Here is a 22,858-nt window from a genome sequence, read left to right on the forward strand (position 1 = left end):
TACGATTTTATACACTTTGGGGTAACGAAATACAAATTTTTAAGAACCGATTATTTTAAATTTAAAACGTTTTTGGTCTCTATTCTCGAAAGTTCTTTCAAACTGCCTTTTTCATAGAGTGATGGTAAATCCCGTAAGGGTGTCCTTATTGGGGCTTCCCAATTGATGTAATCCTGAAAAATGATACCATTTACATTACGCCTGTTGTAGGCACTTCTAAAACGCACTCCACCTTCATTTACCCGATAGTTGTAAGCCAAGTAATCCATTGTTTTCGTTTCTTTATTGATCCAATAATGAAACTCATCGTCAAAATCGTTTCCACCACCATTCTCTTTGAAAGTAACTTCTACGATATCATATTTTTGATTCTTTATAAAGGTTTCGCCTACATATTTTTTTATAACCGCTTTATCCATTAATTTATAGGGAAGCATAGCGAAATAAATTACAGAGTTTAATGCCTGGGAATATTTTGCCGTATCTTTTTGGTTTAGCACAACCGTTTCTCCATCAATCTGTCGTGTGAAAATCCCATTTTTAAGCTCATCCACTATTAGTGTGCCAGCTCCGGTATTGTCCTCAAGGGTATATTCATAACCATTGTCATTGTTGAACGTATATTCTTTTTTTCTAAAGGTAAAACTATAATGAGCGGTATCGTACAGCGTACCGCCATGGGCCTGTATCGCATTACTTATAATCGTTTCCGCTGTTGTAAGACCTGCAACTTCAGATGAAGCGGCAGATTGCCGTATTTGTGCATTTGCTTCGTTTCTGTTCTCCGTTTTGCATGCCCATATCGATAATAACAAAACAAATACCATTCTATTTTTTATCATTTTTGTAAAAGTTTTTTATCATTCATTGGGGTGTAGTCGCTTTTGCGTGCAAATGATAACACATATCTTAAATTAAATGATATTGAGGTATCAAATATAGAGCAACAATTTTCCCAAGGGATATACTATTTCAACTTTTTGTACTTTGCATAGATAAATGAACAATCTATGACCGCCACCCACATACTCCTATTGATCGGAGGGTATTTTGCAGTACTTTTATTGATTTCTTATTTTACTGGAAAAAACGATACCAATACGGATTTTTTCAAGGGAGGCAAGCAATCCCCATGGTATTTGGTCGCTTTTGGAATGGTAGGGGCTTCCCTGTCGGGAGTTACCTTTATTTCGGTACCTGGGTGGGTTGAAGGCTCCCAATTCAGCTACATGCAAGTGGTTTTTGGCTACTTGGTAGGGTATTTCGTTGTCGCCTATGTTTTGATGCCCATTTATTACAGATTGAATGTAATTTCCATATATCAGTATTTGGAAAACCGCTTTGGAACGGTCAGTTATAAAACCGGGGCTTTCTTCTTTTTTATATCCAGGGTATTGGGTGCTGCATTCCGTTTGTTCTTGGTGGCCATTGTTCTGCAACAATTCGTTTTTGAAGCATGGAACGTTCCGTTCGAAGTTACCGTAACCTTATCTATTCTATTGATTTGGATATACACGTTCAAGGGCGGTATCAAGACGATTGTTTGGACCGATACTTTACAAACGTTGTTTATGCTATTGTCCGTTGGGCTTTCCATCTACTTTATCAATCAAAAACTTGACTGGAGCTTTGGGGAATTTTTTGCTTCAGAAGAATTGAAAGAGTATGGCAAAATTCTATTTGCCGATGATTTCTTCTCACGAAATCATTTTATAAAATCCTTTATCGGCGGCATGTTCATAACAATCTGCATGACCGGGCTAGACCAGGACATGATGCAAAAGAACCTAACTTGCAAAAGCTTAAAGGATGCCCAAAAAAATATGGTGTCCTTTAGTTTGGTTTTGGTAGTCGTAAATTTTGTTTTCCTTTTACTGGGTGCCTTATTGTTTATATATGCGGCAAAATTCAATATAACCATGCCCATGATGGACGGCGAGCCCAAAGCCGACCTACTCTTTCCGGAAATAGCCTTGAACAGCGGATTGGGAATGATCGTTGCCATAACTTTTATGTTGGGTCTAATCGCAGCAGCGTACAGTAGTGCCGATAGTGCCCTAACCTCGCTGACCACTTCCTTTTGCGTAGATTTTATGAATATTGAAAAGAAAGCTGAAATTCAGCAAAACAAACTCCGTAAGCAAACGCATGTCGGGATGAGTGTTTTACTGATTATTGTCATCATTATATTTAAACATGTTTTGGATAGGAATGTAATTGACGGGCTGCTAACCGTTGCCACATATACTTACGGGCCTTTATTGGGGCTGTTCGCTTTTGGTATTTTCACCAAGCATAAGGTAAAGGACAAATATGTTTGGATAATTGCATTGGCCTCTGTTGTGATTATCGCTACAATAGGTAGCATACCCCCAAATATACTGGGTGGTTACGAAGTAGGGTATGAATTGCTTCCTATAAACGGTTTACTTACATTTATAGGCCTGTACTTAATCAAGAAAAACTAATTTATATATTTCATGGAGCAATATATTCTCGCCCTAGATCAAGGAACCACCAGTTCTCGCGCCGTAATTTTTGATAAAAAAGGAAATATTGTTTCTACTGCCCAAAAGGAGTTTACACAGTATTTTCCGAAACCGGGATGGGTAGAACATGACCCTATTGAAATCTGGTCAACGCAGGCCGGAATGGCGGCGGAAGCTGCAACAAAAAAGGGATTGGGTAGTGAGAACTTGGCCGCAATAGGCATTACCAATCAAAGGGAAACCGTGGTGGTCTGGAACAAAAAAACAGGAAAACCGGTTTACAACGCCATTGTTTGGCAGGACAAAAGAACATCCGATTTTTGTGATGAACTAAAATCAAAAGGAAAAACCGATGTGATACGCGAAAAAACCGGGTTGGTCATAGATTCCTATTTTTCGGGCACGAAGGTAAAATGGATTCTGGACAATGTTGAAGGTGCTCGAGAAAAGGCCGAGGCCGGGGAATTGGCCATGGGTACTATCGATTCATGGCTGATATGGAATATGACCAAAGGCGAACTCCACGTGACCGATGTAACCAACGCCTGCAGAACTTTATTGTTCAATATAAATACCTTGGCATGGGACGATGAATTGTTGGAACTTCTTACCATACCCGAAAGCATGCTTCCCAAAGTGAAACAATCGAGTGAGGTATACGGGCATACCAGCCCCAATTTTTTCGCCAGCAAAATACCCATTGCGGGAATCGCAGGGGATCAACAAGCGGCTTTGTTCGGACAAATGTGTACCAGCGAAGGCATGGTAAAAAACACTTATGGTACCGGGTGTTTTATGTTGATGAACATTGGCAAAAAACCTATCGTATCCAAAAATAATTTGTTGACTACGGTAGCTTGGAAAATCAATGGTGAAACCACCTACGCATTGGAAGGCAGTATTTTTATTGCGGGTGCAGTGGTGCAATGGCTTCGTGATAGTCTAAAAATCATAAAAACATCAGCTGAAGTAGAAAAACTGGCCAGCTCGGTAAATAGTTCGGACGGAGTATATTTAGTCCCTGCTTTCGCAGGGCTCGGGGCACCACATTGGAACCAAAGGGCCCAAGGCACTATTTTTGGGTTGACGAGAGGTAGTACCGATGCCCATATTGCCAGAGCTGCATTGGAATCCATCGCATACCAAACCATGGATATACTGAAAGCGATGGAAGCAGATTCCGGTATCTCAATCGAAGAACTTAGGGTTGATGGTGGCGCCACCGTAAACAACATGCTCATGCAATTTCAATCCGATGTTTTGAACACGGCGACCGTACGCCCAAAAGTTATCGAAACAACCGTAATGGGTGCGGCTTATTTGGCAGGTTTGGCCGTGGGATATTGGGACAGCTTGGAAGACATACAAAAAATATGGCAAACCGATGTTCATTTCAAACCCGAGAAACAAAGAGAAACGATTGAGGAAGGCATAAAAGGTTGGTATAAGGCCATTCATGCGTTGGAATATTGGACGAAACAAAAATAAAGGCATATGACTCCTTTTATAGCGGAAATTATAGGCACGTTTTTATTACTGCTGCTAGGTGGCGGTGTTGTGGCCAATGTAATTCTTAAGGGCACCAAAGGTCACGGAAGCGGTTGGATAGTCATTTGTACGGCCTGGGGCCTTGCCGTCTACGTAGGTGTCGTAGTAGCCTCACCCTACAGCGGCGCCCATTTAAACCCTGCGGTAAGCATAGGTCTGGCCGTGGCCGGAAAATTTGCATGGGCCAAGGTACCCGCTTACATATTGGGCCAGTTCATTGGGGCCATGATTGCTGCGTTTTTGGTTTGGCTTACCCACAAGGACCATTTTGATATCACCGAAGATGGTGAAACCAAACGCTCGGTATTTTGTAATACCCCAGCGATACGAAATTATCCCAGAAATCTGCTATGTGAAATCGTGGGTACATTTGTTTTGGTTTTTACCGTTTTATACTTTACCGATGCTACCCTATCCGAGCCAGAAACCATGATCGGCCTTGGTTCTTTAGGTGCTTTACCAGTTGCGTTCTTGGTTTGGGGAATAGGTTTATCCTTGGGGGGTACCACAGGGTATGCGATCAACCCTGCTAGGGATTTGGGGCCGAGGATCGTACATGCCATTTTACCCATAAAAAACAAGGGCATTAACGATTGGGAGTATGCCTGGGTTCCAGTGGTAGGCCCTATCATCGGGGGGATTTTAGCAGCACTTCTAATGCTTGCCCTTACTTGAGTCCTTACTCCCGATAAGCAAAATGAGCGTCCGGTAATCATCGAGCAGGGATTCTCCTTCCGCATCTAAATATTCTCTGGAAAAGGGATGCCCACCATCTTCACTGTCTAATTGACGCACCAATTTTTGTTCCTGAAAATAGCTTTGAATTTTGTTTGTTTCTTCCCAATGATTGATTTTTACCGGAGAAGATTCCCTACCAGTGGGAATAAATGTCTTTTCCTTGGTATAAAACAAATTATCATCTTGTGAGTAGAATGATTTTTCAGTCTTCAAACCCCCATTATATCCCTCGAAAAATATTTTCCTGTACTTTTTGTTTTTTTGGTATACTGAGATAAAAACACTGTCCATCGGAAAGTTTTGTACTTTAAACCGTTGTTTATCTTTATATTTTGAGCTATCGATATTTTTGACCTTGGTATCGATTTCATGTAAAACCCAATCCATGTTCATGGATTGCCCAAATCCGTAAAAACCCACCAAAAAGTAAGATAGAAGTAACAAAAACCTTAAAATCATTTTTTTAATATTGATGAGTGGCCAATAATACCAAAGTACATGCAACTTCGACTTGTATATTGCTTTCTTCTAAAAGCGGGTAGAATTGCGGATTCTCTGTTCCCGGATTAAAAATGACCCGATTTGGCTGCAGATTAATGATGTGATTATAATATTCCGGCTGTCTTTTTGGGTTTATATACAGGGTTACAGTGTGTATATCCTGAAAACTATCTAGGCGATCAGCAATATGCACTCCATGAACTTCCCCTTTTCTTAGACCAAATGCAACCGTAGGAATATCGTTATCTACCAGACGTTTTATAGCAATATTGCTGTAACGCCCTGATTTTAAGGATGCACCAAAAACAAGTGTTTTTTTCATGTGTTAATTACGATGTTAAACTCTGTTAAGTACTGTAACTTTTTTGAAAAAAAATCGTCCTTTAGTAAGTTGAAAAACATCAATCATTGATGGTGCTATATATTTATAGTTAATGGTTAGTGTTTAATATAGCCTGTCAATGAAAGAAACCCTGGCTCATGCCGGGGTTTCGATTTTTTACCATTTGATGATAACGCTGCCCCACGTAAAACCACTCCCGAAGGCAGCCAATACTACAACATCACCTTCTTTTACCTTATCCTTTTCCCAAGCTTCAGTCAGTGCTATCGGTATTGATGCTGCTGTGGTGTTGCCATAGTTCATAATATTGTTGAACACTTGATCGTCGCTTAACCCAAACTTTTTTTGTATAAACTGCGAAATGCGCAGGTTGGCCTGATGTGGCACCAGCATATCAATATCCGTTGACTGTAGATGGTTTGCCTCTAAACCTTCCATAATGACCTCGCTAAAACGAACTACCGCGTTCTTAAAAACAAACTGCCCGTTCATATACGGAAAATAGGATTCGTCATTGGGGTCGTTTTCATCTATAATATCCGTTACCCAACGTTTTCCCATTCCAGGGGCAATGAGTGAAAGTTCTTCGGCATGTTGCCCTTCTGAATGCAAGTGTGTGGACAAAATTCCTTTGGAAGTATCTTCTTCCCTGCTCAATACCGCCGCACCGGCCCCATCGCCAAAAATCACGGAAACGCCCCTGCCCCTTGTAGTCATATCCAAACCATGTGAATGTAGTTCGGAGCCAATAACAAGAATATTTTTATACATACCGCTTTTAATGTATTGGTCGGCAACTGAAACTGCATATACGAATCCCGAGCATTGGTTTCTAATATCCAAAGCACCAACAGTTTTTATGCCCAAATCCCGTTGTACCAAAACACCGGGGCCAGGAAAATAATAATCTGGGCTTAAGGTCGCGAATATGATGAAATCTATATCGTCCTTATCCAAGCCAGCTCTTTCAATAGCTATTTTTGCAGCCTTTACTCCCATGGTAGTAGTAGTATCCTCGCCTTTGACCACATGTCTACGCTCTTTTATTCCTGTGCGCTCTTGTATCCAAGTATCATTTGTATCCATTACTTTAGAGAGGTCGTCGTTGGTCACGACATTGTCCGGTACATAGTATCCTAATCCTATTATTTTTGAATTGTACATAACTCTTTAATTTAGTTTTTTAATCGGCTTTTCGGGATGGGCGTTTGAGATATTATCGGTACTTGGTTATATAATGTAAATATAGGATATTAAGTAGAATCGACTACCAATATGGGGTTTTGATTGTTCGTACATAATTTGAGCAAAAACTATTAGGATTTTTTAACAAACCGATAAAACAAAAAAATTGTGTTTTTGACTACCTTGGGGCGTTATCAATAATGTACCTGTTACGTGCTTTTGAAAATAGCATTTTTTTAGAAAAGCTGGAAACATTCAAAAAGCTTCTCTTTATAGTTACATTTATTCCTAAGTCACTTAAAAACCACTATCATGAAAAAATCTTTTTTACTCCTAGTGCTCTTTATCGGATGTATTGGATTCTCCCAAGAAAACCTAGAATACCAAAAACCCCCGAAAGATATACTGGACTTGGTAGATGCGCCATTGGCGCCATCGGTTTTGATCAGTGACGATGGTACGCATATGGTGATGTTGTATCGTGATTATTACAAATCGATCGCAGAACTTTCAGAGACCGAGCTACGTTTGGCCGGACTCCGGATAAACCCAAAGACCAATATTGGCAGTAGAACAAATTACTACAATAATATAAAAATCAAATCCCCAAGGGCGAGCTCGGCCGATCAAGTTTCGGGATTACCGGAAAATCCAAGATTAGCCAATTTTAAATGGTCCCCCGACCAGAGCAAGATCGCCGTGACCAATACGACCAAAAAAGGTGTAGAGGTCTGGGTCTTGGACTTGGAAAAAGCAGCGGTTACTAAAATTACGGATGCCAATGTAAACGCCAATATGGGCGATGTAATCAACTGGTTTAAGGACGGTAAAAGTGTTTTGGTAAAAATGCTGCCCGACGATAGGAAAGATTTGATTAATGCAGCAGAGGCCGTACCGCAAGGGCCCACCATTTCTTCAAATGATGGCAAAAAAGCCCAGAACAGAACGTACCAAGATTTATTGAAAAACCCGAATGACGAGTTTAATTTTGAGCAATTGGCACGCTCAGAACTTTATAAAGTTGGTTTGGATGGGACAAAATCCCTTTGGAAAAAAGCCGATATGTATTCATCCATCAGTTTTTCCCCTGATGGAAACTACACCATGGTGGTCACTATAGACAAACCTTTCTCTTACTTGGTGCCGTATCGTAGGTTTCCTTCAAAGACCAACATTTATTCCAAAGATGGCAAGATAGTATCGGAATTATTGCAAGTGCCCCTCATCGAGGATTTGCCCAAGGGGTTTATGGCCGTAAGAATGGGAATGCGAGAAATAAGTTGGCGAAATGATAAACCATCAACTTTGATCTATGCACAAGCTTTGGACGGTGGCGATCCAGAAAACAAAGTAGCGTATCGTGATGAAATTTTTGAAATTGATGCCCCTTTTACCACAAGTGGCAAAAGCATATTAAAACTTAAGAACCGATATGGCGGCATACAATGGGGCGATGAAAACACGGCAATCGCCTATGACTACTGGTGGAACGATAGAAATACGAAAACATACCTTTTTGACCCCTCCAATGCTTCAAAAGAGGTCAAAATACTATCAGACAGAAATTATCAAGACGTCTACAGCGACCCTGGTGACTTTGTCACACAACGTAATGAGTATGGCCAGCCTATACTTGCTTTAAACAATGGGAGGAACGCATATCTTCTTGGGGACGGCTATACAAAAGACGGACAATTTCCCTTCGTGGACAAAATAGATTTGAAATCACAGAATACAATTAGACTATACACCTCCAAATTAGAAGGCAAAAAGGAAAATCTAATCGAGTACAATGCCGAGAAAGACGAATTATTGGTTCGTATCGAATCCCCAAGCGAATACCCCAATTACTATTATAAAAGCTTGAAAAAACGAAAAGGCCCTCAGCAACTCACCAATTTTGAAAATCCGTTTAAGAGTATACAAAATGTTCATAAAGAGGTCATTACGTATAAAAGAGAGGATGGCTTGGAACTTACGGGCACATTATATTTACCAGTAGACTACGATGAAACAAAAAAAGAGAAAAAACCCATGATTCTTTGGGCTTATCCTAGGGAATACAAGGACAAGAACAGTGCTTCGCAAAACACGCAAAATCCCAATGAATTTACTTATCCCTATTGGGGTTCCCCCATTTATTGGGTAACGCAGGGCTATGTGGTCTTGGATGATGCCGCATTCCCCATTATTGGTGAAGAAGACGAACAGCCGAATGATACCTTTAGAACGCAACTGGTCTCCAATGCCAAGGCCGCAATTGATGCCGTTGACGAATTGGGCTATATCGATAGAAAAAAAGTAGCGGTTGGTGGTCATAGCTATGGCGCTTTTATGGTGGCCAACCTATTGTCCCATTCAAACTTGTTCGCTGCGGGTATCGCCAGAAGCGGTGCATATAATAGAACCTTGACCCCTTTCGGGTTCCAGAGCGAGGAACGCAATTACTGGGAGGCCCCAGAAGTGTACTATACCATGTCACCGTTTATGCATGCCGATAAGATGAAAACACCGCTGCTATTGATACATGGCGAAGCCGATAACAACTCTGGCACCTACCCCATGCAAAGCGAGCGTTACTTTAACGCCCTCAAAGGTTTGGGAGCTACCGTTAGATTGGTCATGCTGCCCAAAGAAAGCCATGGATATAGAGCGAAGGAAAGTGTATTACATTTGCTGTGGGAACAAGACCAATGGTTGAACAAGTATGTAAAACAGGAGGAAAATACCATTTCTACACCCGAAACTATTGGGAAAGATTGATCTATTTTTTCCTTTTGTTGATGAAACCCTGTCAATTCAGTGAGGGTTTCATGGATTTTGAACCTTACCAAACCAGTATACAAACCGTTACGTATTTCGAAAATATATGTAATCGATTGTATATCAGATTGATTTTGAGGAACCAAAATCGTACTTTGGCTAAGTTGAATAGAACTATCGAGAACAGTTTTTTTAAAAGAAATTCAATGAAACTGTGGTGCTATTGAGCAAAAAATGAAGTGAAATTCACTGTCTGAATTGCATGGCAATGACTATTTTACGTATTGTCTAAAAAATGCAATCGGTCAATTTAATCAACTCTGGCTTAATCCAAATATTTTCTAAAATTGTTGACCTCTACTTTCGCATTTAGGTCGTGCAAAAGATTATAGAGCCCAAAGAACGTTCTGTTGATGTAAAGAAAATGTTTGGAACCTCTATTTCCGTTCATTTTACGTATTTGGTCATCCTTTGAATAGCGTTCGCTCAAATCGGCAATTCTGCCCCAAAAATCATCTGCTCCAAAATCAAACCGTTCTTCGTTAAAAGGTAGTGTGAACAATGTCAACATTTCCTTAAAAAGTGCTTTGAAAAATTTGAGTTCCTCCGGTGTATCGGTTGTGTTCAAAATTTCAAGCTCGTAGAGCTTTTTCATGAAAATGGTATCGTTCTCAATGTTTTCACGTTTGGCGAGTTCAAAGTAAGGTACGTAAAATTCATCAGGCACTTCTTTGATACATCCAAAATCAATAGCGATAAGTGTTCCCCTGTCGCTTATCAAAAAGTTTCCTGGATGTGGATCGGCATGTACCTTTCTTAGACCGTGCATTTGGAACATGTAGAAATCCCATAAGGCTTGACCTAATTTATTTCCCAGTTCGGGACTAAAGTCGGTTTTTGCGAATTCACTCAAATGCTGGCCGTTCATCCAATCCATCGTAATGATGCGTTCACTTGATAAATCTTCGTAGTATTTTGGAAATTCCATATTTGGAATACCGGCACAAGCCTCGGTTATCTCTTTGCTTTGTTCTATTTCCAGTAAATAATTGGTTTCCTCTACCAGTTTATGCTCAACTTCCTTAAAATATTTATCGGAATCCTTTCCCTGTAGATTGAACATGCGAATGGCAATTGGTTTTACCAAGGCCAAGTCGCTACTAATACTTTCCGCAACTCCGGGATACTGTATCTTGACCGCTAGTTGTTTACCATTTTTGGTTGCTTTGTGCACTTGGCCGATACTAGCTGCATTAATGGAATCCTTATTAAACGTATCGAAAATATCCTCAGGATACTTGTCCAAATATTTTTTAAAAGTCTTTCTTACCAAGGGTGCCGAAAGCGGCGGAACCGAAAATTGGGATAGAGAAAACTTTTCAACATAGGCACTGGGCAGAAGGTTTTTCTCCATACTCAGCATTTGCGCAACCTTGAGTGCACTGCCCTTTAAACTTTTTAAGCCATCATAAATATCCCCTGCATTATCCTCATTGAGTTCATCTTTGGTAAGTTCGGGATTAACCAATTTTTTACCATAATATTTTACGTAGTTGCCGCCGATTTTAACACCGGTCTTTACCAGTTTACCTGCACGTTCAATTTTTCCAGTAGGTATTCGATCCAGTGTCTTCATATACTTTAACTATAACAGATTAAGCAAAATTTTCTTTGTACAAGAACTTTCCAAAGTCAATGATGCTGTCCAAGGGCGTGTTATCAAAAACATCAAATATGGTATTTACTGATTTTTCAATAGCTAAATCGGTCTTTTCGAATCCGGCAGACGAATCTTCCATCCAAAATTTGAGCAAGAACATAAACTGCAACCATGCCCCTTCAGAGAACAATCTTGGGTTATGTTGGGTGATTTTAAACGATTTTTCGGCATTGCCATCTTCAATTAAATCAGTTGCGAAGTTTTTTATATGCTTTCGTAAACCTTTCAATTGCTCTAGGTTCTTCAACATGTTTTTGTGCTCCTTTAACGTAAATAACACATAACTTCTGTTTAAGGTAAGCAACTCAAAGAACGAGAAGAAAAATGTAAGCATTTTCTCTTTATTCGAAAATGCATCGTATTCTTTGTTTTTTTGCATCAGGTCTTGGGTATTTGAGAAAAAAGTATTCCAAATAGCTTTTTGCAAACCTTCAACTGAGCCAAAGTAGGTATAAAAATCCTCTTCTTTGACAGTATTGGCCTTACAGAATTTATAAATGGATTTTGGGACGGTTTCATGTTCCAGTACATAATCCATATACATGCTTATAATCGTTTCTTTTGTAACCTTTTTAGTAGCAGTCTTTGCAGCCATATCCAAATTATTTTGTTAAAACAAATTTACGATAAACTAAACATAAAATGTGTTAAGGGATTAAGAATTTAGCTGTAAAAACTAAAAAACGTGCTTTCTTTTCAGAAAACACGTTTTTAAACAACCTAACCAATAAATAAACAAACTGATTATAATTCAAAAATCTTTTTCATAGCAATTTTATCATTTATAATCATACACAAATATAATAAATGTTTAAGTATTTCAATAAATTATCAAACATTATTTGTGTTAATGTTTTCTAAAATACATCCTAGTGTACCTTTATTTACGATAATGGGGGTTTGTGGCCACTGAATCATAATGTCAGTTTGTCACTTTATGCCATCATGGTACTTTTTTTGACCTTTTGTTGTTACACAAAAAAATATATCTCTTATTATAGGGAATCATAACAAACAAATAATAGTTTACATATGGCAACAGGCAAAATAAACGTATCGGTGGAAAATATTTTTCCATTGATAAAAAAGTTTCTTTACAGCGACCACGAAATTTTTCTTCGCGAACTTATATCCAATGCGACAGATGCAACCTTAAAATTAAAACACTTGACCGCAATAGGTGAAGCCAAAGTTGAATATGGCAACCCCATAATAGAGGTAAAGGCAGATAAAAAAGGTAAAAAGCTCCACATTATCGACCAAGGTATTGGAATGACGGAAGAAGAAATCAAAAAATACATCAATGAGGTAGCTTTTTCAGGTGCCGAGGAGTTTTTGAACAAGTATGAAGATTCCGCGAAAGATTCTGGTATCATCGGCCATTTTGGCCTTGGTTTTTATTCCGCTTTTATGGTTGCGGAAAAAGTGGAAATCATCTCTAAAAGCTATAAAGATGATGAAGCGGTACATTGGAGCTGTGACGGTTCGCCAAAATTTACACTGAAAAAAGGCAAGAAAAAGGATAGAGGTACTGAAATCATTTTACACATTGCCGAAGATTCCACTGAATTTCTGGAAGATAGCAGAATAAATGAGCTATTGCGCAAGTACAATAAATTCATGCCCATTCCCATTAAATTTGGTACCAAAACCGAAACGCTTCCCAAACCGGATGATGCCAAAGAGGACGACCCCGCACCAACGAAAGAAGTAGATAACATAGTCAATAATCCCGACCCCGCTTGGACCAAACAACCTGCGGATTTAAAAGAAGAAGATTACAAAGCGTTTTACAGGGAGCTGTATCCCATGCAATTTGAAGAACCTTTGTTTAATATACATTTGAATGTTGACTATCCTTTTAACCTAACAGGTATACTTTATTTTCCAAAACTTACGCAAGACCTAAACGTACAAAAAGACCGTATTCAATTATATCAGAACCAAGTTTTCGTAACCGATAACGTTGAAGGCATTGTACCGGAATTCTTGACCATGTTGCGTGGGGTAATAGATTCTCCGGATATTCCCCTAAATGTTTCTCGCTCTTACCTACAGGCTGATGGTGCGGTGAAGAAAATATCCTCGTACATCACAAGAAAAGTGGCCGATAAATTAAATTCACTCTTTAAGAACAGTCGCGAGGATTTCGAGGCCAAATGGAACGATATCAAAATAGTTATAGAATATGGAATGCTATCCGAAGATAAATTCTTTGATAAAGCTGACAAATTTGCATTGTACCCTACAGTAGATGGCAATTATTTTACGTTTGAGGAGCTGCAGGAAAAAATAAAGGCAAACCAGACCGATAAGGACGATAAATTGGTTATCCTTTACGCATCAAACAAAGAAGAACAACACAGTTATATCGAAGCCGCAAAAGCAAAAGGATATGAGGTTTTGTTGATGGATTCCCCGATTATAGGACATTTGATGCAAAAGCTGGAAACCTCAAAAGAAAAAATTTCATTCGCCCGGGTAGATGCAGACCATTTGGACAACCTCATCAAAAAAGAGGACACTCAAATCTCCAAGCTTTCCGATGAGGAAAAAGAAACCTTAAAAAAGAACCTTGAAGAGGTGATTGAAAATAAAAGCTACACCATTCAGTTAGAAGCTATGGACAGTAATGCATCACCCTTCATCATAACCGAACCGGAATTCATGCGCCGCATGAAAGAAATGCAGCAGACCGGTGGCGGTGGTATGTTCGGTATGGGCAATATGCCCGAAATGTACAATCTTATCGTGAATACGAACCACGAGTTGGTGGGCGAGATTCTGAATACGAAGACGGCAAAAAAACGGGAACGCTTGATAAACCAGTCCATAGATTTGGCCAGGCTCTCCAAAGGCCTATTAAAAGGTGAAGAGCTGACCAATTTTATAAAGCGTAGCTATGAGATGGTAAAATAGATTGTACCTAACTTATAATATGTTACCCAAGCTTAATCCTTGGGAATCATTTAAATCAAAACAAGTTTTTCGAAAAAGGGCAAATGAATATTCATTTGCCCTTTTGGTTTTTTAAAAGTACCTTAAGATGGAAAAGACACACTGGTAGCTCTATGGATTTGAACTATAATCTTTATGCTTTTTTAGATACGGTTGGTCTCATACAGGGACTAACACTGGGGATTTTATTGATTATAATCAATAAAAAAAAGCATAAAAGCACTTTTTTCTTAGGGTTGTTTTTACTCTTATATGCCGTTGAGCGCATAAACCCTATTCTTGAGAGTCTCGATATTTATAAATTTTATCCAGAGCTTTACCGCTTGCCCTTTAATTTTTTTTGGTTATTGTATCCCCTGTTTTATGTATACACGCAGCAGGTATGTATTTTTGCGGACAAAAAGATACAGTATTGGGTATTGTATCCGGGAATATTGGCATTTTTTGTACAAGTTGTTATTTTTTTCCTTCCGTACGAAGAAAAGCTAATCATTGTAGATACATTGTGGTTCAAAGCATTTATAATATGCGGATTTATCTATGGAATAATTATTGGCATTTGGAATTTAAAGTTAATATCCAACCATAAGAGCGAAGTCAAAAATGTATTCTCCTTGCTAGAATCCAAGGAACTGCAATGGGCTAAAGTCTTTTTACTTTTTGCCATTTCAGGCTCTATATTGTACATTATTCAATATTATGCTTTACCAAATAATGTATATTCCAACATATTTTTTGTTCTATTTGACCTTATCGTAATTTACTGGGTATCCTACCACGGGGTAGAACAGCGCAACGTACTATCCTTGCTTTCCAAAAGTGAAATGTTTGGCAACAAAGGCGATAAAATACCATCTCAGCCAAATCTCCCGGTAAACTCCTATGAGGGGATGAAAGAATTAATGGTAGAAATAGACGATTACATGAAACAATCGGAAAGTTTTATGCAAACCGAGTTGACGATAGTTGACGTGGCCAAAGGACTCAACATTCATCCCAAACGAATATCAACGACCATAAATACCATGTGCCACGTAAATTTCAATACCTATGTCAACCAATTTAGAATACGCAAGGCAGAAAAGTTACTGGATAATCAAGAAGATTTAAACTTAAGTATTGAAGGGATAGGAAATGAAGTTGGTTTTCACAGCAAAAGTGCTTTTTACGCTGCCTTTAAAAAAATAACGGGCACTACCCCTACCAAATACAAACAAGGCCGCGCTAAACTGTAGTTTGTTCCTCCATTTGATTTAGTTACGAATACGTATCCATAATCCTGATTCCTGAAATAGGTCGTACAAGCATATTGAGGGCCGTATATGTACTAATTTCTGAAATCAAAACACTTTCCCATCTCATTTTTTACTTGTGTTCAATGAATTTTCACATTTTTGCGCCCTCTAAAAAATACTATGCACGCATACAAAAAACAGCTTTTACTAGTACTGATCATACTGTGGTCAGGTTTTATAGCTTGGGAATATTACATCCTTGGAGTATCTAAAGACATTTTGGAATATAGTATAAGGTATGATGTTATAGCATTATCGGTACTTATACTTTTTTCGCTTTATGCTTTTTATATTTTCCTGGGTACAGAAAATAAAGAAGACAATACCGATGAAATGTGTTGAATTGAATCCGACCGGTCACTTTGACCCTTGGGAACCTGAAAAAATCTCTGAACTAAAGGCAAATGATTTGAATCGGGGCATGGGCAACGACTTAATGTTTGAAAACGAAACTGTAAAATTATGGGGGATATGCTTACGCCCCTATGAAAGGCTTCCGTTTAGGAAACAAAAGGGGCAATTCTCATGGACCTGCGTTACTGGAGGCTTGGCCATTTCAAGATATTCCGATGGTAAAATTTGCCTATTGCGTTTTGAAAAAGGCGATGTAGCCTATTGGAATCTGGAAAATGATGAACTAATAAGTGATTTGGAGAATATAGGGGAAGATGTTTTAAGAATTACCATACTGGAACATAAGCCACTGCCAAATACAAAACCTTCAAAAGAAACGCGAAAAACTGCATAATATCCTTAAATATTAACATCACTGCATGCCATGAGTTTTATATCTTTAGGGCATGAAGGTGATATCGACCAATGTAGGGAATGCCGTTACGTTTCTGTGGAACGGCAAAGAAGAGCGAACAGGTATATTTAAATACCCAGTTGACAAAGTCTTGTCTCTAGAAAAAGAGGATGTCGCCAACGATACCGTTATCGACCGTAAACATCACGGTGGTATTCACAAAGCTTGTTATTTGTTCGCTTCTGACCATTATCCCTATTGGAAAAAACTATATCCCCATTTGGATTGGGACTGGGGTATGTTCGGGGAGAACCTTACCGTGGAAGGGCTAAACGAATCAGTTATCAGAATTGGGGATATTTATAAAGTAGGGACGGCATTGGTTCAAATATCCCAACCAAGAGAGCCATGTTATAAATTGGGGGTGCGGTTCAAAAATCAATCGGTATTAAAACAATTTATCCACCACGGCCACCCGGGGACCTATGTTCGGGTACTAAACACCGGAAAGGTCAGAGCCGGGGATACGCTTGAGTTGATTGAACAGTCCCAAAACACTTTAACCGTGCAACAATTTTACAATCTACTTTACGATAAGAAAAAAGATACGTCTGCGCTACGCTTGGCCATTAACAACAGTTCATTACCTGAATACAAACGGGAACGTTTAAAAAAATATCTATAAACATAAACCACACACCGCAATGAAAAAAGGAATCTTAGTTGCCCTTACGATACTACTAATGGTCTCATGCAAAGAATCCGATAAAAAAAGTACTCCTAACGATTTGCCAGTGACAAAAAACGAGGCCTTTGATACACTTTTAGAAAACTATTACCAAGATGGCCTTAAAATAAACCCTTTGAACGCTACGTTTCAAGGAGACAACAGGTATAATGACACACTTCCCAATTTTTTGGACGATGCTTATGAAAAACAGCTAAGGCAATATTATTCCGAGTATGGTACCAAGTTGAAAAACTTTGAAGACGAAACACTGTCCGAAAGTCAAAAACTGACCAAGGCCATTTTAAAATGGGAATGCAACATTAATCTAGAAGGACTTGGTTTTACCGATTATACGCCTTTGGACCAAATGTGGACCATGAATTTAATGATCGGTCAAATGGCGGGCGGCACTGGTGCACAGCCCTTTAAAACGGTCGAAGATTATGACAATTGGCTGTCCAGGTTAGAGGATTACGGCAAATGGTTGGCTTCTGCAAAAGAAAGAATGATAAGAGGCATCGCTGTTGAAGATGTTCTTCCCAAATCGCTCATCAAAAAAGTTATTCCACAATTGGCAAGTGTAGTCGAACCTAAATTGCAAGACAATCTATTCTACAGCCCTATCAAAAAAATTCCCGAAAATTTTTCCAACGAAGACAAAACCAGATTGACACAATCATATGGTAAAATGATTACGGAAACCATTGTGCCTGCGTACAGTGAACTACATGATTTTATGAAATCCGATTATATGGCGGCCGGAAGGGAATCTAGCGGAATTCAGGGCATACCCAATGGCGATGCTTACTATGCTCATCAAATTAAAGTATATACCACAACCAATATGACCGCTGACGAGATTCACAAAATTGGCCTAGACGAGGTGGCGCGAATAGCTTCCGAAATGGAAAAGGTAAAGCAACAAGTGGGTTTCGAAGGCGATTTAAAGGCCTTTTTTGACCATGTAAGAAATAAGAAAGAGTTGATGCCATTTACCGAACCCCAACAGGTAATCGATAATTTTAATGCCATACACGCAAAAATGAAACCCCAAGTGGACAAACTTTTCGACAAGCAGCCCAAAACCGCTTTTGAGGTACGCCGTACCGAAGCCTTTAGGGAAGCATCGGCAAGTGCCGAATATAACCCAGGGTCATTGGACGGTACCAGACCCGGGATATTCTATGTCCCCATTCCCAACGTAGACAAATACAACGTGTATTCAGACGAGGATTTATTCTTGCATGAAGCCATACCTGGCCATCACTTTCAAATTTCGTTGACCCAAGAGAATCAAGATCTGCCAAAATTCAGGAAAACACTTTGGTACAGTGCCTATGGGGAAGGTTGGGCCTTGTACACCGAATCTTTGGGAAAAGAACTTGGACTGTACGATGATCCATATCAATATTTTGGAATGTTAGGTGCCGAAATGCATAGGGCGGTACGTTTGGTGGTTGATACTGGGTTACATTCAAAAGGCTGGTCACGAGAAAAGGCCATTCAATACTCATTGGACAACGAGGCAGAATCCGAAGCGAGTATAACCTCGGAAATTGAACGGTACATGGCAAATCCGGGGCAGGCATTATCCTATAAAATAGGCCAACTCAAGATATTGGAGCTTAGGGCTAAAGCAGAAAAAGAGTTGGGAAATGCTTTTGATATCAGGGAATTTCATAATCAAGTATTGGAAACTGGATGTGTTCCGTTGGCGTTACTGGAAGATAAAATAAATGCTTGGATCACAAATACCCAAACCCAAAAGTAACGCATATTAAATGACCTACCCTTGGCATCTTTATTTCATGGCGGGCATGTATATATTCGCAGGAACCATGCACTTTATAAAACCAAAGGCATATTTGCGTATAATGCCCAGATATCTGCCCAATCCGAAAGCTTTAGTGTTTTGGAGCGGAGTAGCCGAAGTTGTGCTAGGTGTGGGCCTATGTTTTTCGAGCACAAAAAATATATCCATTTACGGTATCATAGTTATGCTGGCCGTATTCTTGTTGGTTCATTTTTACATGCTTTCAAGTGAGAAGGCATCGGCTGGTGTTCCCAAATGGATTTTGATTTTGAGAATACCGTTACAGTTTGGCCTAATGTATTGGGCGGTTTGGTATTTACCCTTATAAACAATAAAAGAGGCGCTACCGCCTCTTTTACAAACTAAACTAAAACTCTCTGACTACTTTACTACAATATCCTCGTAATAGGTATTCAAATTATCTTTGACGACTACCGTGTAGCTGTCTTTGTAAGCATTCTCAAAATTGAATGCCTTCTCTACGATAAGCTCATTTTTACTGACTTCAGAAAAAACCAACCTATTTTCGCTATCGTATACTTTTATATCAACCTTGCTTTTTTCTAGGTTGAGTAAGTTCAGATATACCTTGGCCCCCGACTTTCTGAAAACTGGCTTTACGTTTTCCTTTCTATCGGACACCTTAACTTCATTTTCAAATACCGTGATGCGGTAACTGATTGCGCGTAATGTATTTTCTGCCGTTAATAGGTAAATACCGTTTTCCAAGTTTTCCATATTCAATTTTTTGAAATAGGTCTTTGTATTGGGTACCTCCTCGGAAAAAATAACATTGTTGTACTTGTTGGTTAGCCTAACATTGGCTTCATTGAATCGGGTATCGATTTTAACGATTACATTTTTTGGGGAATCTGTAAATACATTAAATCTAACTTCGCTTGCTGAGGCAGTTATGGCACTTAACATAAAGGTCGCCACTAACGTACATTTCATAATTGTTTTCATAACTTTTTGTTTTAAGGTTCATGAATAATTTACAGTACAAACTTACCCCCATGCTAGGTACTGCACTACACCATTTTTTTCAATTTTATGTTCTATTTTACCACTCAAAACACATAAATTTTACCCTAGGGTTAAAATAGAATATATTTTTGGTAATTTTGTAGAGATATGGATAGATGACGCCAACTATCTTTATACGAATATGAACCTGTTGTATATCAAAGTAAAATAGATACTTTGAATTTAATTTTTTGGATTTGTGACTTAACACTCGATACTGTTTAAAAAATCCTGATTACATCATAATTCAATAGTTAAAAAATGATACTTCAAAAACCTGCATTTGAATCAATAACCCCAAATTTTGGACACTCTTACACGTTTCAAAAATTTAGTGAGACCAATTTGAACAAGAGTACCATATGGCATTACCACCCAGAGATTGAACTTGTTTATGTAAATGGTGGTACAGGCAAGCGACAAGTGGGGAGCCACGTTTCCTATTTTACCGATGGCGAGCTCATACTCATAGGCAGTAATTTGCCCCATTGCGGTTTTACCGATAAACTTACGGGCAATAAAAGCGAAACGGTAATACAAATGAAAACCGATTTTCTGGGAAACGACTTTTTTAATATCCCGGAAATGAAGAAGATTCAAAAACTCTTCGAAATTGCCAAAGGTGGCGTTGTATTTTCGGGCAAGACCAAACGTAAAATTGGTGAAAAAATTGATGTTTTGGAATACCAGACCGATTTTCAAAGGCTATTGTCCATTCTAAATATTTTGAACGAGCTAGGAAATTCTCAGGACATAAAAGTCCTCAATGGGGAAGGCTTTTCTATGGAGGCCGAAGTAAAGGATAATGACCGCATAAACCTGGTGTTCAATTTTGTGAAGACCAATTTTAAGGAAGAAATACCATTGCAGGAAATGGCGGATTTAGTCAGCATGACCATACCTTCTTTTTGCAGGTATTTTAAAAAGATAACCAACAAGACCTTTATTCAATTTGTGAACGAATACAGGTTGGTACATGCCTCAAAATTATTGGCAGAAAAGCCCATGAGCATTACCGAAGTATGTTTTGAAAGTGGGTTCAACAATTTTTCCCATTTCAATAAATCTTTTAAAAAGTTTACGGGCCAGAACCCCTCCGAGTATCGAAACCAATTAAAAACCGTCTTACAATAAATGGATTTATTTTCAGATAGGATTTCACTTCATCTGCCAGATAGCGATATTGTATATTTTCCATCCTTTTTAACCGCTGATGATGCCGATTTTTATTTTAAGCAATTTAAGCGGCAAGTGCCTTGGCAGCAAGATGATATCAAGGTTTTTGGAAAAGTTTACCCGCAACCGCGCCTGACAGCGTTGTACGGAAATAACGGAAAAGCTTACTGCTATGCCAACATTACCATGCAACCACACGAATTCACCAAAGAACTTCTACAGATTAAAACCAAAATCGAAAAGCACACCACTGTTAAGTTCACTACCTGTTTATTGAATTTGTATAGACACGGTAAGGATAGCAATGGTTGGCATGCCGATGACGAAAAAGAACTAGGGCAAAATCCCGTTATTGCATCGATAACCCTGGGACAGGAGCGTTACTTTCATTTAAAGCATAAAAAGGATAAAACATTAAAGCATAAAATGCTGTTACGGCATGGTAGCTTATTGCTCATGCAGGGTGCGACCCAACATAATTGGTTACATCAAATACCAAAGACTGCAAAACCAGTATCAGAGCGCATAAATCTAACATTCAGGGTAATACCATAAAAAAACGCCCTTTAAAGGGCGTTTTTTTATGCCTGAGAGAGATAATGTACTGTCTTTAATTGAGTAGGCGACCCTATTAATTTCCTCATACTTCACCTCATATTTTATAGTTCAAAACCTGAGCCAAAAAAGCGTTCGATAATTAGTTCGTAACTTTGTAAGGCTATGAAGAAAGAATTTACAACAAGGGAATTGGACCGTATAATTGAAATGGCATGGGAAGACCGTACACCTTTTGATGCCATAACCTTTCAGTTTGGTATTTCGGAACAGGAAACCATTGAAATCATGCGGCGCGAAATGAAGCCGAGTAGTTTTCGCATGTGGCGCAAACGAGTACAGGGCAGAAGCACAAAACACGCTAAGCTACGCTCGGGGGACATTGACCGTTTTAAATGCAGTCGCCAAAAAAACATATCGGGCAATAAGATTTCCAAACGTTAGATGGCCACTTAGAAAAATGTAGAGAATATTATTCGTAAATACGGTTCAAGACAGCTGCCAAACGCACTCCGCCTTTTTGCAGTTGAGCCTCTACCGTATCCCACCAAACGTATCTGTATCGATATCCCAACTTCTCGCCTACCTGTACGGATTCATATAACTTACTGGCGATATCTTGGGATTCCTCTACCCAGTCATAAATATCTCCCTGTTGCATTGCTTTTATTCGGGGTTTGCTCAATCGTGGGAGTGAACTGGCCAATTCAGTATAACTCATACCATGGTCCTCTATCAAGTTCAAGTCCCATACCTTATGCAGGTTACTTCCCCTGCCGAACCATACTACCTGTATATCGTTACCGCCTTTGTCCGCCAACCGACCTACGTGCATGGGTTGATGTAGGTCACCAACCAAATGCACCAACATTTTTAGATAAAAGGCTTTATCCGCTCTGGAACTGGTTTCGTTCTTAATAATTTCAATACATTTTTCAATACCTGTGATAACATCACCATACTCGCTGGGTGTTTCATCCCCGTATTTTGCATACAACGGAAAATTCACGTAATGCCATGCGTTGAACTTTCTAAAGCTTCTATCCGCTTTTATTTCATCTGCAAAGTTGGATACCGCTGCCAAACTTTGTCCATCCAAGAGCTTGTCAATAGCTTTTTTTGCCTTTCTGCTCAGATGCTTTTGAGCTACGCTACCAACGACTCTATGTCCGGTTTTTGACCAAATCACCGTATTTGCGAACGATAGGTGCATTGCTAAAAATAAAACTATGGTTACCCGCTTCATATACTATTTTTGATGCTTCAAAAA

22 protein-coding genes are annotated in these 22,858 nt (G+C 39.1%); 14 read left to right on the forward strand and 8 right to left on the reverse strand.

The annotated features are described in order from the left end of the window. Positions 1 to 50 precede the first annotated feature (50 nt). Positions 51 to 842 carry a DUF6503 family protein gene (locus tag HYG79_RS02145; RefSeq protein ID WP_179240531.1) on the reverse strand — a complete coding sequence of 264 codons (792 nt, stop codon included), beginning with the start codon at positions 840 to 842 and terminating at the stop codon, positions 51 to 53. 168 nt (positions 843 to 1,010) lie between these two features. Here HYG79_RS02145 and HYG79_RS02150 point away from each other — a divergent pair, with 168 nt between their 5' ends. The 3 genes from HYG79_RS02150 to HYG79_RS02160 are packed head-to-tail and all read left to right on the forward strand — an operon-like array spanning position 1,011 to position 4,712. Then, entirely contained in the window at positions 1,011 to 2,468 is a 1,458-nt protein-coding gene (locus HYG79_RS02150; protein ID WP_179240532.1) for a sodium:solute symporter, read from the forward strand. Positions 2,469 to 2,480: 12 nt separating this feature from the next. Next, on the forward strand, positions 2,481 to 3,977 hold the full coding sequence (gene glpK / locus HYG79_RS02155; RefSeq protein ID WP_179240533.1) for a glycerol kinase GlpK: 1,497 nt from the start codon (positions 2,481 to 2,483) through the stop codon (positions 3,975 to 3,977). Between the two features lie 6 nt (positions 3,978 to 3,983). After that, positions 3,984 to 4,712, forward strand: a complete 729-nt coding sequence (locus HYG79_RS02160; RefSeq protein ID WP_179240534.1) for an MIP/aquaporin family protein — start codon at positions 3,984 to 3,986, stop codon at positions 4,710 to 4,712. Here the strand turns inward: HYG79_RS02160 and HYG79_RS02165 are convergent. From HYG79_RS02165 to HYG79_RS02175, 3 genes are all read right to left on the reverse strand, one after another. Continuing rightward, complete coding sequence (locus HYG79_RS02165) at positions 4,692 to 5,234, reverse strand: hypothetical protein (protein ID WP_179240535.1); 543 nt, start codon at positions 5,232 to 5,234, stop codon at positions 4,692 to 4,694. The genes HYG79_RS02160 and HYG79_RS02165 overlap by 21 nt on opposite strands. 4 nt (positions 5,235 to 5,238) lie before the next feature. Beyond that, a complete protein-coding gene (locus tag HYG79_RS02170) occupies positions 5,239 to 5,598 on the reverse strand; it encodes a CoA-binding protein (protein ID WP_179240536.1) in 360 nt (119 codons plus the stop codon). 177 nt (positions 5,599 to 5,775) lie between these two features. Further along, entirely contained in the window at positions 5,776 to 6,783 is a 1,008-nt protein-coding gene (locus tag HYG79_RS02175) for a 3-oxoacyl-ACP synthase III family protein (protein WP_179240537.1), read from the reverse strand. A 333-nt stretch (positions 6,784 to 7,116) separates the two neighbouring features. Between HYG79_RS02175 and HYG79_RS02180 the strand changes: the two genes are divergently transcribed. Next, positions 7,117 to 9,567, forward strand: a complete 2,451-nt coding sequence (locus tag HYG79_RS02180) for an alpha/beta hydrolase family protein (RefSeq protein WP_179240538.1) — start codon at positions 7,117 to 7,119, stop codon at positions 9,565 to 9,567. 325 nt (positions 9,568 to 9,892) lie between these two features. Here the strand turns inward: HYG79_RS02180 and HYG79_RS02185 are convergent, their stop codons facing one another. Both HYG79_RS02185 and HYG79_RS02190 read right to left on the reverse strand, forming a co-directional pair. After that, positions 9,893 to 11,203 (reverse strand): ABC1 kinase family protein, encoded by a 1,311-nt coding sequence (locus tag HYG79_RS02185; RefSeq protein WP_179240539.1) that lies wholly within the window; start codon positions 11,201 to 11,203, stop codon positions 9,893 to 9,895. Between the two features lie 19 nt (positions 11,204 to 11,222). Further along, the gene (locus HYG79_RS02190; RefSeq protein WP_179240540.1) at positions 11,223 to 11,882 is read right to left on the reverse strand and encodes a TetR family transcriptional regulator C-terminal domain-containing protein; all 660 of its coding nucleotides are present in this window, start codon (positions 11,880 to 11,882) and stop codon (positions 11,223 to 11,225) included. A 437-nt stretch (positions 11,883 to 12,319) separates the two neighbouring features. On the opposite strand from HYG79_RS02190, the gene htpG reads away from it, so the two are divergent. The 7 genes from htpG (at position 12,320) to HYG79_RS02225 (ending at position 19,159) form a co-directional block, all read left to right on the forward strand. Then, a complete protein-coding gene (gene htpG / locus HYG79_RS02195) occupies positions 12,320 to 14,206 on the forward strand; it encodes a molecular chaperone HtpG (RefSeq protein WP_179240541.1) in 1,887 nt (628 codons plus the stop codon). A gap of 83 nt (positions 14,207 to 14,289) precedes the next feature. Next, complete coding sequence (locus tag HYG79_RS02200) at positions 14,290 to 15,480, forward strand: helix-turn-helix domain-containing protein (protein ID WP_179240542.1); 1,191 nt, start codon at positions 14,290 to 14,292, stop codon at positions 15,478 to 15,480. Between the two features lie 180 nt (positions 15,481 to 15,660). Next, positions 15,661 to 15,882 carry a hypothetical protein gene (locus tag HYG79_RS02205; protein WP_179240543.1) on the forward strand — a complete coding sequence of 74 codons (222 nt, stop codon included), beginning with the start codon at positions 15,661 to 15,663 and terminating at the stop codon, positions 15,880 to 15,882. After that, positions 15,869 to 16,288, forward strand: a complete 420-nt coding sequence (locus HYG79_RS02210) for a hypothetical protein (RefSeq protein WP_179240544.1) — start codon at positions 15,869 to 15,871, stop codon at positions 16,286 to 16,288. The genes HYG79_RS02205 and HYG79_RS02210 overlap by 14 nt, the downstream gene beginning before the upstream one ends. A 52-nt stretch (positions 16,289 to 16,340) precedes the next feature. Continuing rightward, positions 16,341 to 16,973: an MOSC domain-containing protein gene (locus HYG79_RS02215; RefSeq protein ID WP_179240545.1), complete on the forward strand. Its 633-nt coding sequence runs from the start codon at positions 16,341 to 16,343 to the stop codon at positions 16,971 to 16,973. Between the two features lie 19 nt (positions 16,974 to 16,992). Next, the gene (locus HYG79_RS02220) at positions 16,993 to 18,789 is read left to right on the forward strand and encodes a DUF885 domain-containing protein (protein WP_179240546.1); all 1,797 of its coding nucleotides are present in this window, start codon (positions 16,993 to 16,995) and stop codon (positions 18,787 to 18,789) included. 10 nt (positions 18,790 to 18,799) lie between these two features. Next, entirely contained in the window at positions 18,800 to 19,159 is a 360-nt protein-coding gene (locus HYG79_RS02225; RefSeq protein ID WP_179240547.1) for a DoxX family protein, read from the forward strand. Between the two features lie 53 nt (positions 19,160 to 19,212). Here HYG79_RS02225 and HYG79_RS02230 read toward each other — a convergent pair whose 3' ends face one another. After that, positions 19,213 to 19,797 carry a hypothetical protein gene (locus HYG79_RS02230; RefSeq protein WP_179240548.1) on the reverse strand — a complete coding sequence of 195 codons (585 nt, stop codon included), beginning with the start codon at positions 19,795 to 19,797 and terminating at the stop codon, positions 19,213 to 19,215. A gap of 321 nt (positions 19,798 to 20,118) precedes the next feature. Here HYG79_RS02230 and HYG79_RS02235 point away from each other — a divergent pair, with 321 nt between their 5' ends. The 3 genes from HYG79_RS02235 (at position 20,119) to HYG79_RS02245 (ending at position 22,032) form a co-directional block, all read left to right on the forward strand. Beyond that, positions 20,119 to 20,991 carry an AraC family transcriptional regulator gene (locus HYG79_RS02235; protein WP_179240549.1) on the forward strand — a complete coding sequence of 291 codons (873 nt, stop codon included), beginning with the start codon at positions 20,119 to 20,121 and terminating at the stop codon, positions 20,989 to 20,991. Further along, positions 20,992 to 21,588 carry an alpha-ketoglutarate-dependent dioxygenase AlkB family protein gene (locus HYG79_RS02240; RefSeq protein WP_179240550.1) on the forward strand — a complete coding sequence of 199 codons (597 nt, stop codon included), beginning with the start codon at positions 20,992 to 20,994 and terminating at the stop codon, positions 21,586 to 21,588. It begins immediately after the preceding gene. A 165-nt stretch (positions 21,589 to 21,753) separates the two neighbouring features. Further along, positions 21,754 to 22,032: a TIGR03643 family protein gene (locus HYG79_RS02245; RefSeq protein ID WP_179240551.1), complete on the forward strand. Its 279-nt coding sequence runs from the start codon at positions 21,754 to 21,756 to the stop codon at positions 22,030 to 22,032. 28 nt (positions 22,033 to 22,060) lie between these two features. Here HYG79_RS02245 and HYG79_RS02250 read toward each other — a convergent pair whose 3' ends face one another. Continuing rightward, positions 22,061 to 22,834: a S1/P1 nuclease gene (locus HYG79_RS02250; protein WP_179240552.1), complete on the reverse strand. Its 774-nt coding sequence runs from the start codon at positions 22,832 to 22,834 to the stop codon at positions 22,061 to 22,063. Between the last annotated feature and the right edge of the window lie 24 nt (positions 22,835 to 22,858).

The organism is Costertonia aggregata (assembly GCF_013402795.1).
Taxonomy (GTDB): Bacteria; Bacteroidota; Bacteroidia; order Flavobacteriales; family Flavobacteriaceae; genus Costertonia; species Costertonia aggregata.

Coding starts and splice junctions, on each gene's coding strand:
- HYG79_RS02240 (WP_179240550.1), top strand. CDS start 20,992: ATGGATTTATTTTCAGATAGGATTTCACTTCATCTGCCAGATAGCGAT.
- HYG79_RS02170 (WP_179240536.1), bottom strand. CDS start 5,598: ATGAAAAAAACACTTGTTTTTGGTGCATCCTTAAAATCAGGGCGTTAC.
- HYG79_RS02220 (WP_179240546.1), top strand. CDS start 16,993: ATGAAAAAAGGAATCTTAGTTGCCCTTACGATACTACTAATGGTCTCA.
- HYG79_RS02215 (WP_179240545.1), top strand. CDS start 16,341: ATGAAGGTGATATCGACCAATGTAGGGAATGCCGTTACGTTTCTGTGG.
- HYG79_RS02235 (WP_179240549.1), top strand. CDS start 20,119: ATGATACTTCAAAAACCTGCATTTGAATCAATAACCCCAAATTTTGGA.
- HYG79_RS02200 (WP_179240542.1), top strand. CDS start 14,290: ATGAATATTCATTTGCCCTTTTGGTTTTTTAAAAGTACCTTAAGATGG.
- HYG79_RS02245 (WP_179240551.1), top strand. CDS start 21,754: ATGAAGAAAGAATTTACAACAAGGGAATTGGACCGTATAATTGAAATG.
- glpK (WP_179240533.1), top strand. CDS start 2,481: ATGGAGCAATATATTCTCGCCCTAGATCAAGGAACCACCAGTTCTCGC.
- HYG79_RS02145 (WP_179240531.1), bottom strand. CDS start 842: ATGATAAAAAATAGAATGGTATTTGTTTTGTTATTATCGATATGGGCA.
- HYG79_RS02225 (WP_179240547.1), top strand. CDS start 18,800: ATGACCTACCCTTGGCATCTTTATTTCATGGCGGGCATGTATATATTC.
- HYG79_RS02165 (WP_179240535.1), bottom strand. CDS start 5,234: ATGATTTTAAGGTTTTTGTTACTTCTATCTTACTTTTTGGTGGGTTTT.
- HYG79_RS02210 (WP_179240544.1), top strand. CDS start 15,869: ATGAAATGTGTTGAATTGAATCCGACCGGTCACTTTGACCCTTGGGAA.
- HYG79_RS02180 (WP_179240538.1), top strand. CDS start 7,117: ATGAAAAAATCTTTTTTACTCCTAGTGCTCTTTATCGGATGTATTGGA.
- HYG79_RS02205 (WP_179240543.1), top strand. CDS start 15,661: ATGCACGCATACAAAAAACAGCTTTTACTAGTACTGATCATACTGTGG.
- HYG79_RS02150 (WP_179240532.1), top strand. CDS start 1,011: ATGACCGCCACCCACATACTCCTATTGATCGGAGGGTATTTTGCAGTA.
- htpG (WP_179240541.1), top strand. CDS start 12,320: ATGGCAACAGGCAAAATAAACGTATCGGTGGAAAATATTTTTCCATTG.
- HYG79_RS02250 (WP_179240552.1), bottom strand. CDS start 22,834: ATGAAGCGGGTAACCATAGTTTTATTTTTAGCAATGCACCTATCGTTC.
- HYG79_RS02160 (WP_179240534.1), top strand. CDS start 3,984: ATGACTCCTTTTATAGCGGAAATTATAGGCACGTTTTTATTACTGCTG.
- HYG79_RS02185 (WP_179240539.1), bottom strand. CDS start 11,203: ATGAAGACACTGGATCGAATACCTACTGGAAAAATTGAACGTGCAGGT.
- HYG79_RS02230 (WP_179240548.1), bottom strand. CDS start 19,797: ATGAAAACAATTATGAAATGTACGTTAGTGGCGACCTTTATGTTAAGT.
- HYG79_RS02190 (WP_179240540.1), bottom strand. CDS start 11,882: ATGGCTGCAAAGACTGCTACTAAAAAGGTTACAAAAGAAACGATTATA.
- HYG79_RS02175 (WP_179240537.1), bottom strand. CDS start 6,783: ATGTACAATTCAAAAATAATAGGATTAGGATACTATGTACCGGACAAT.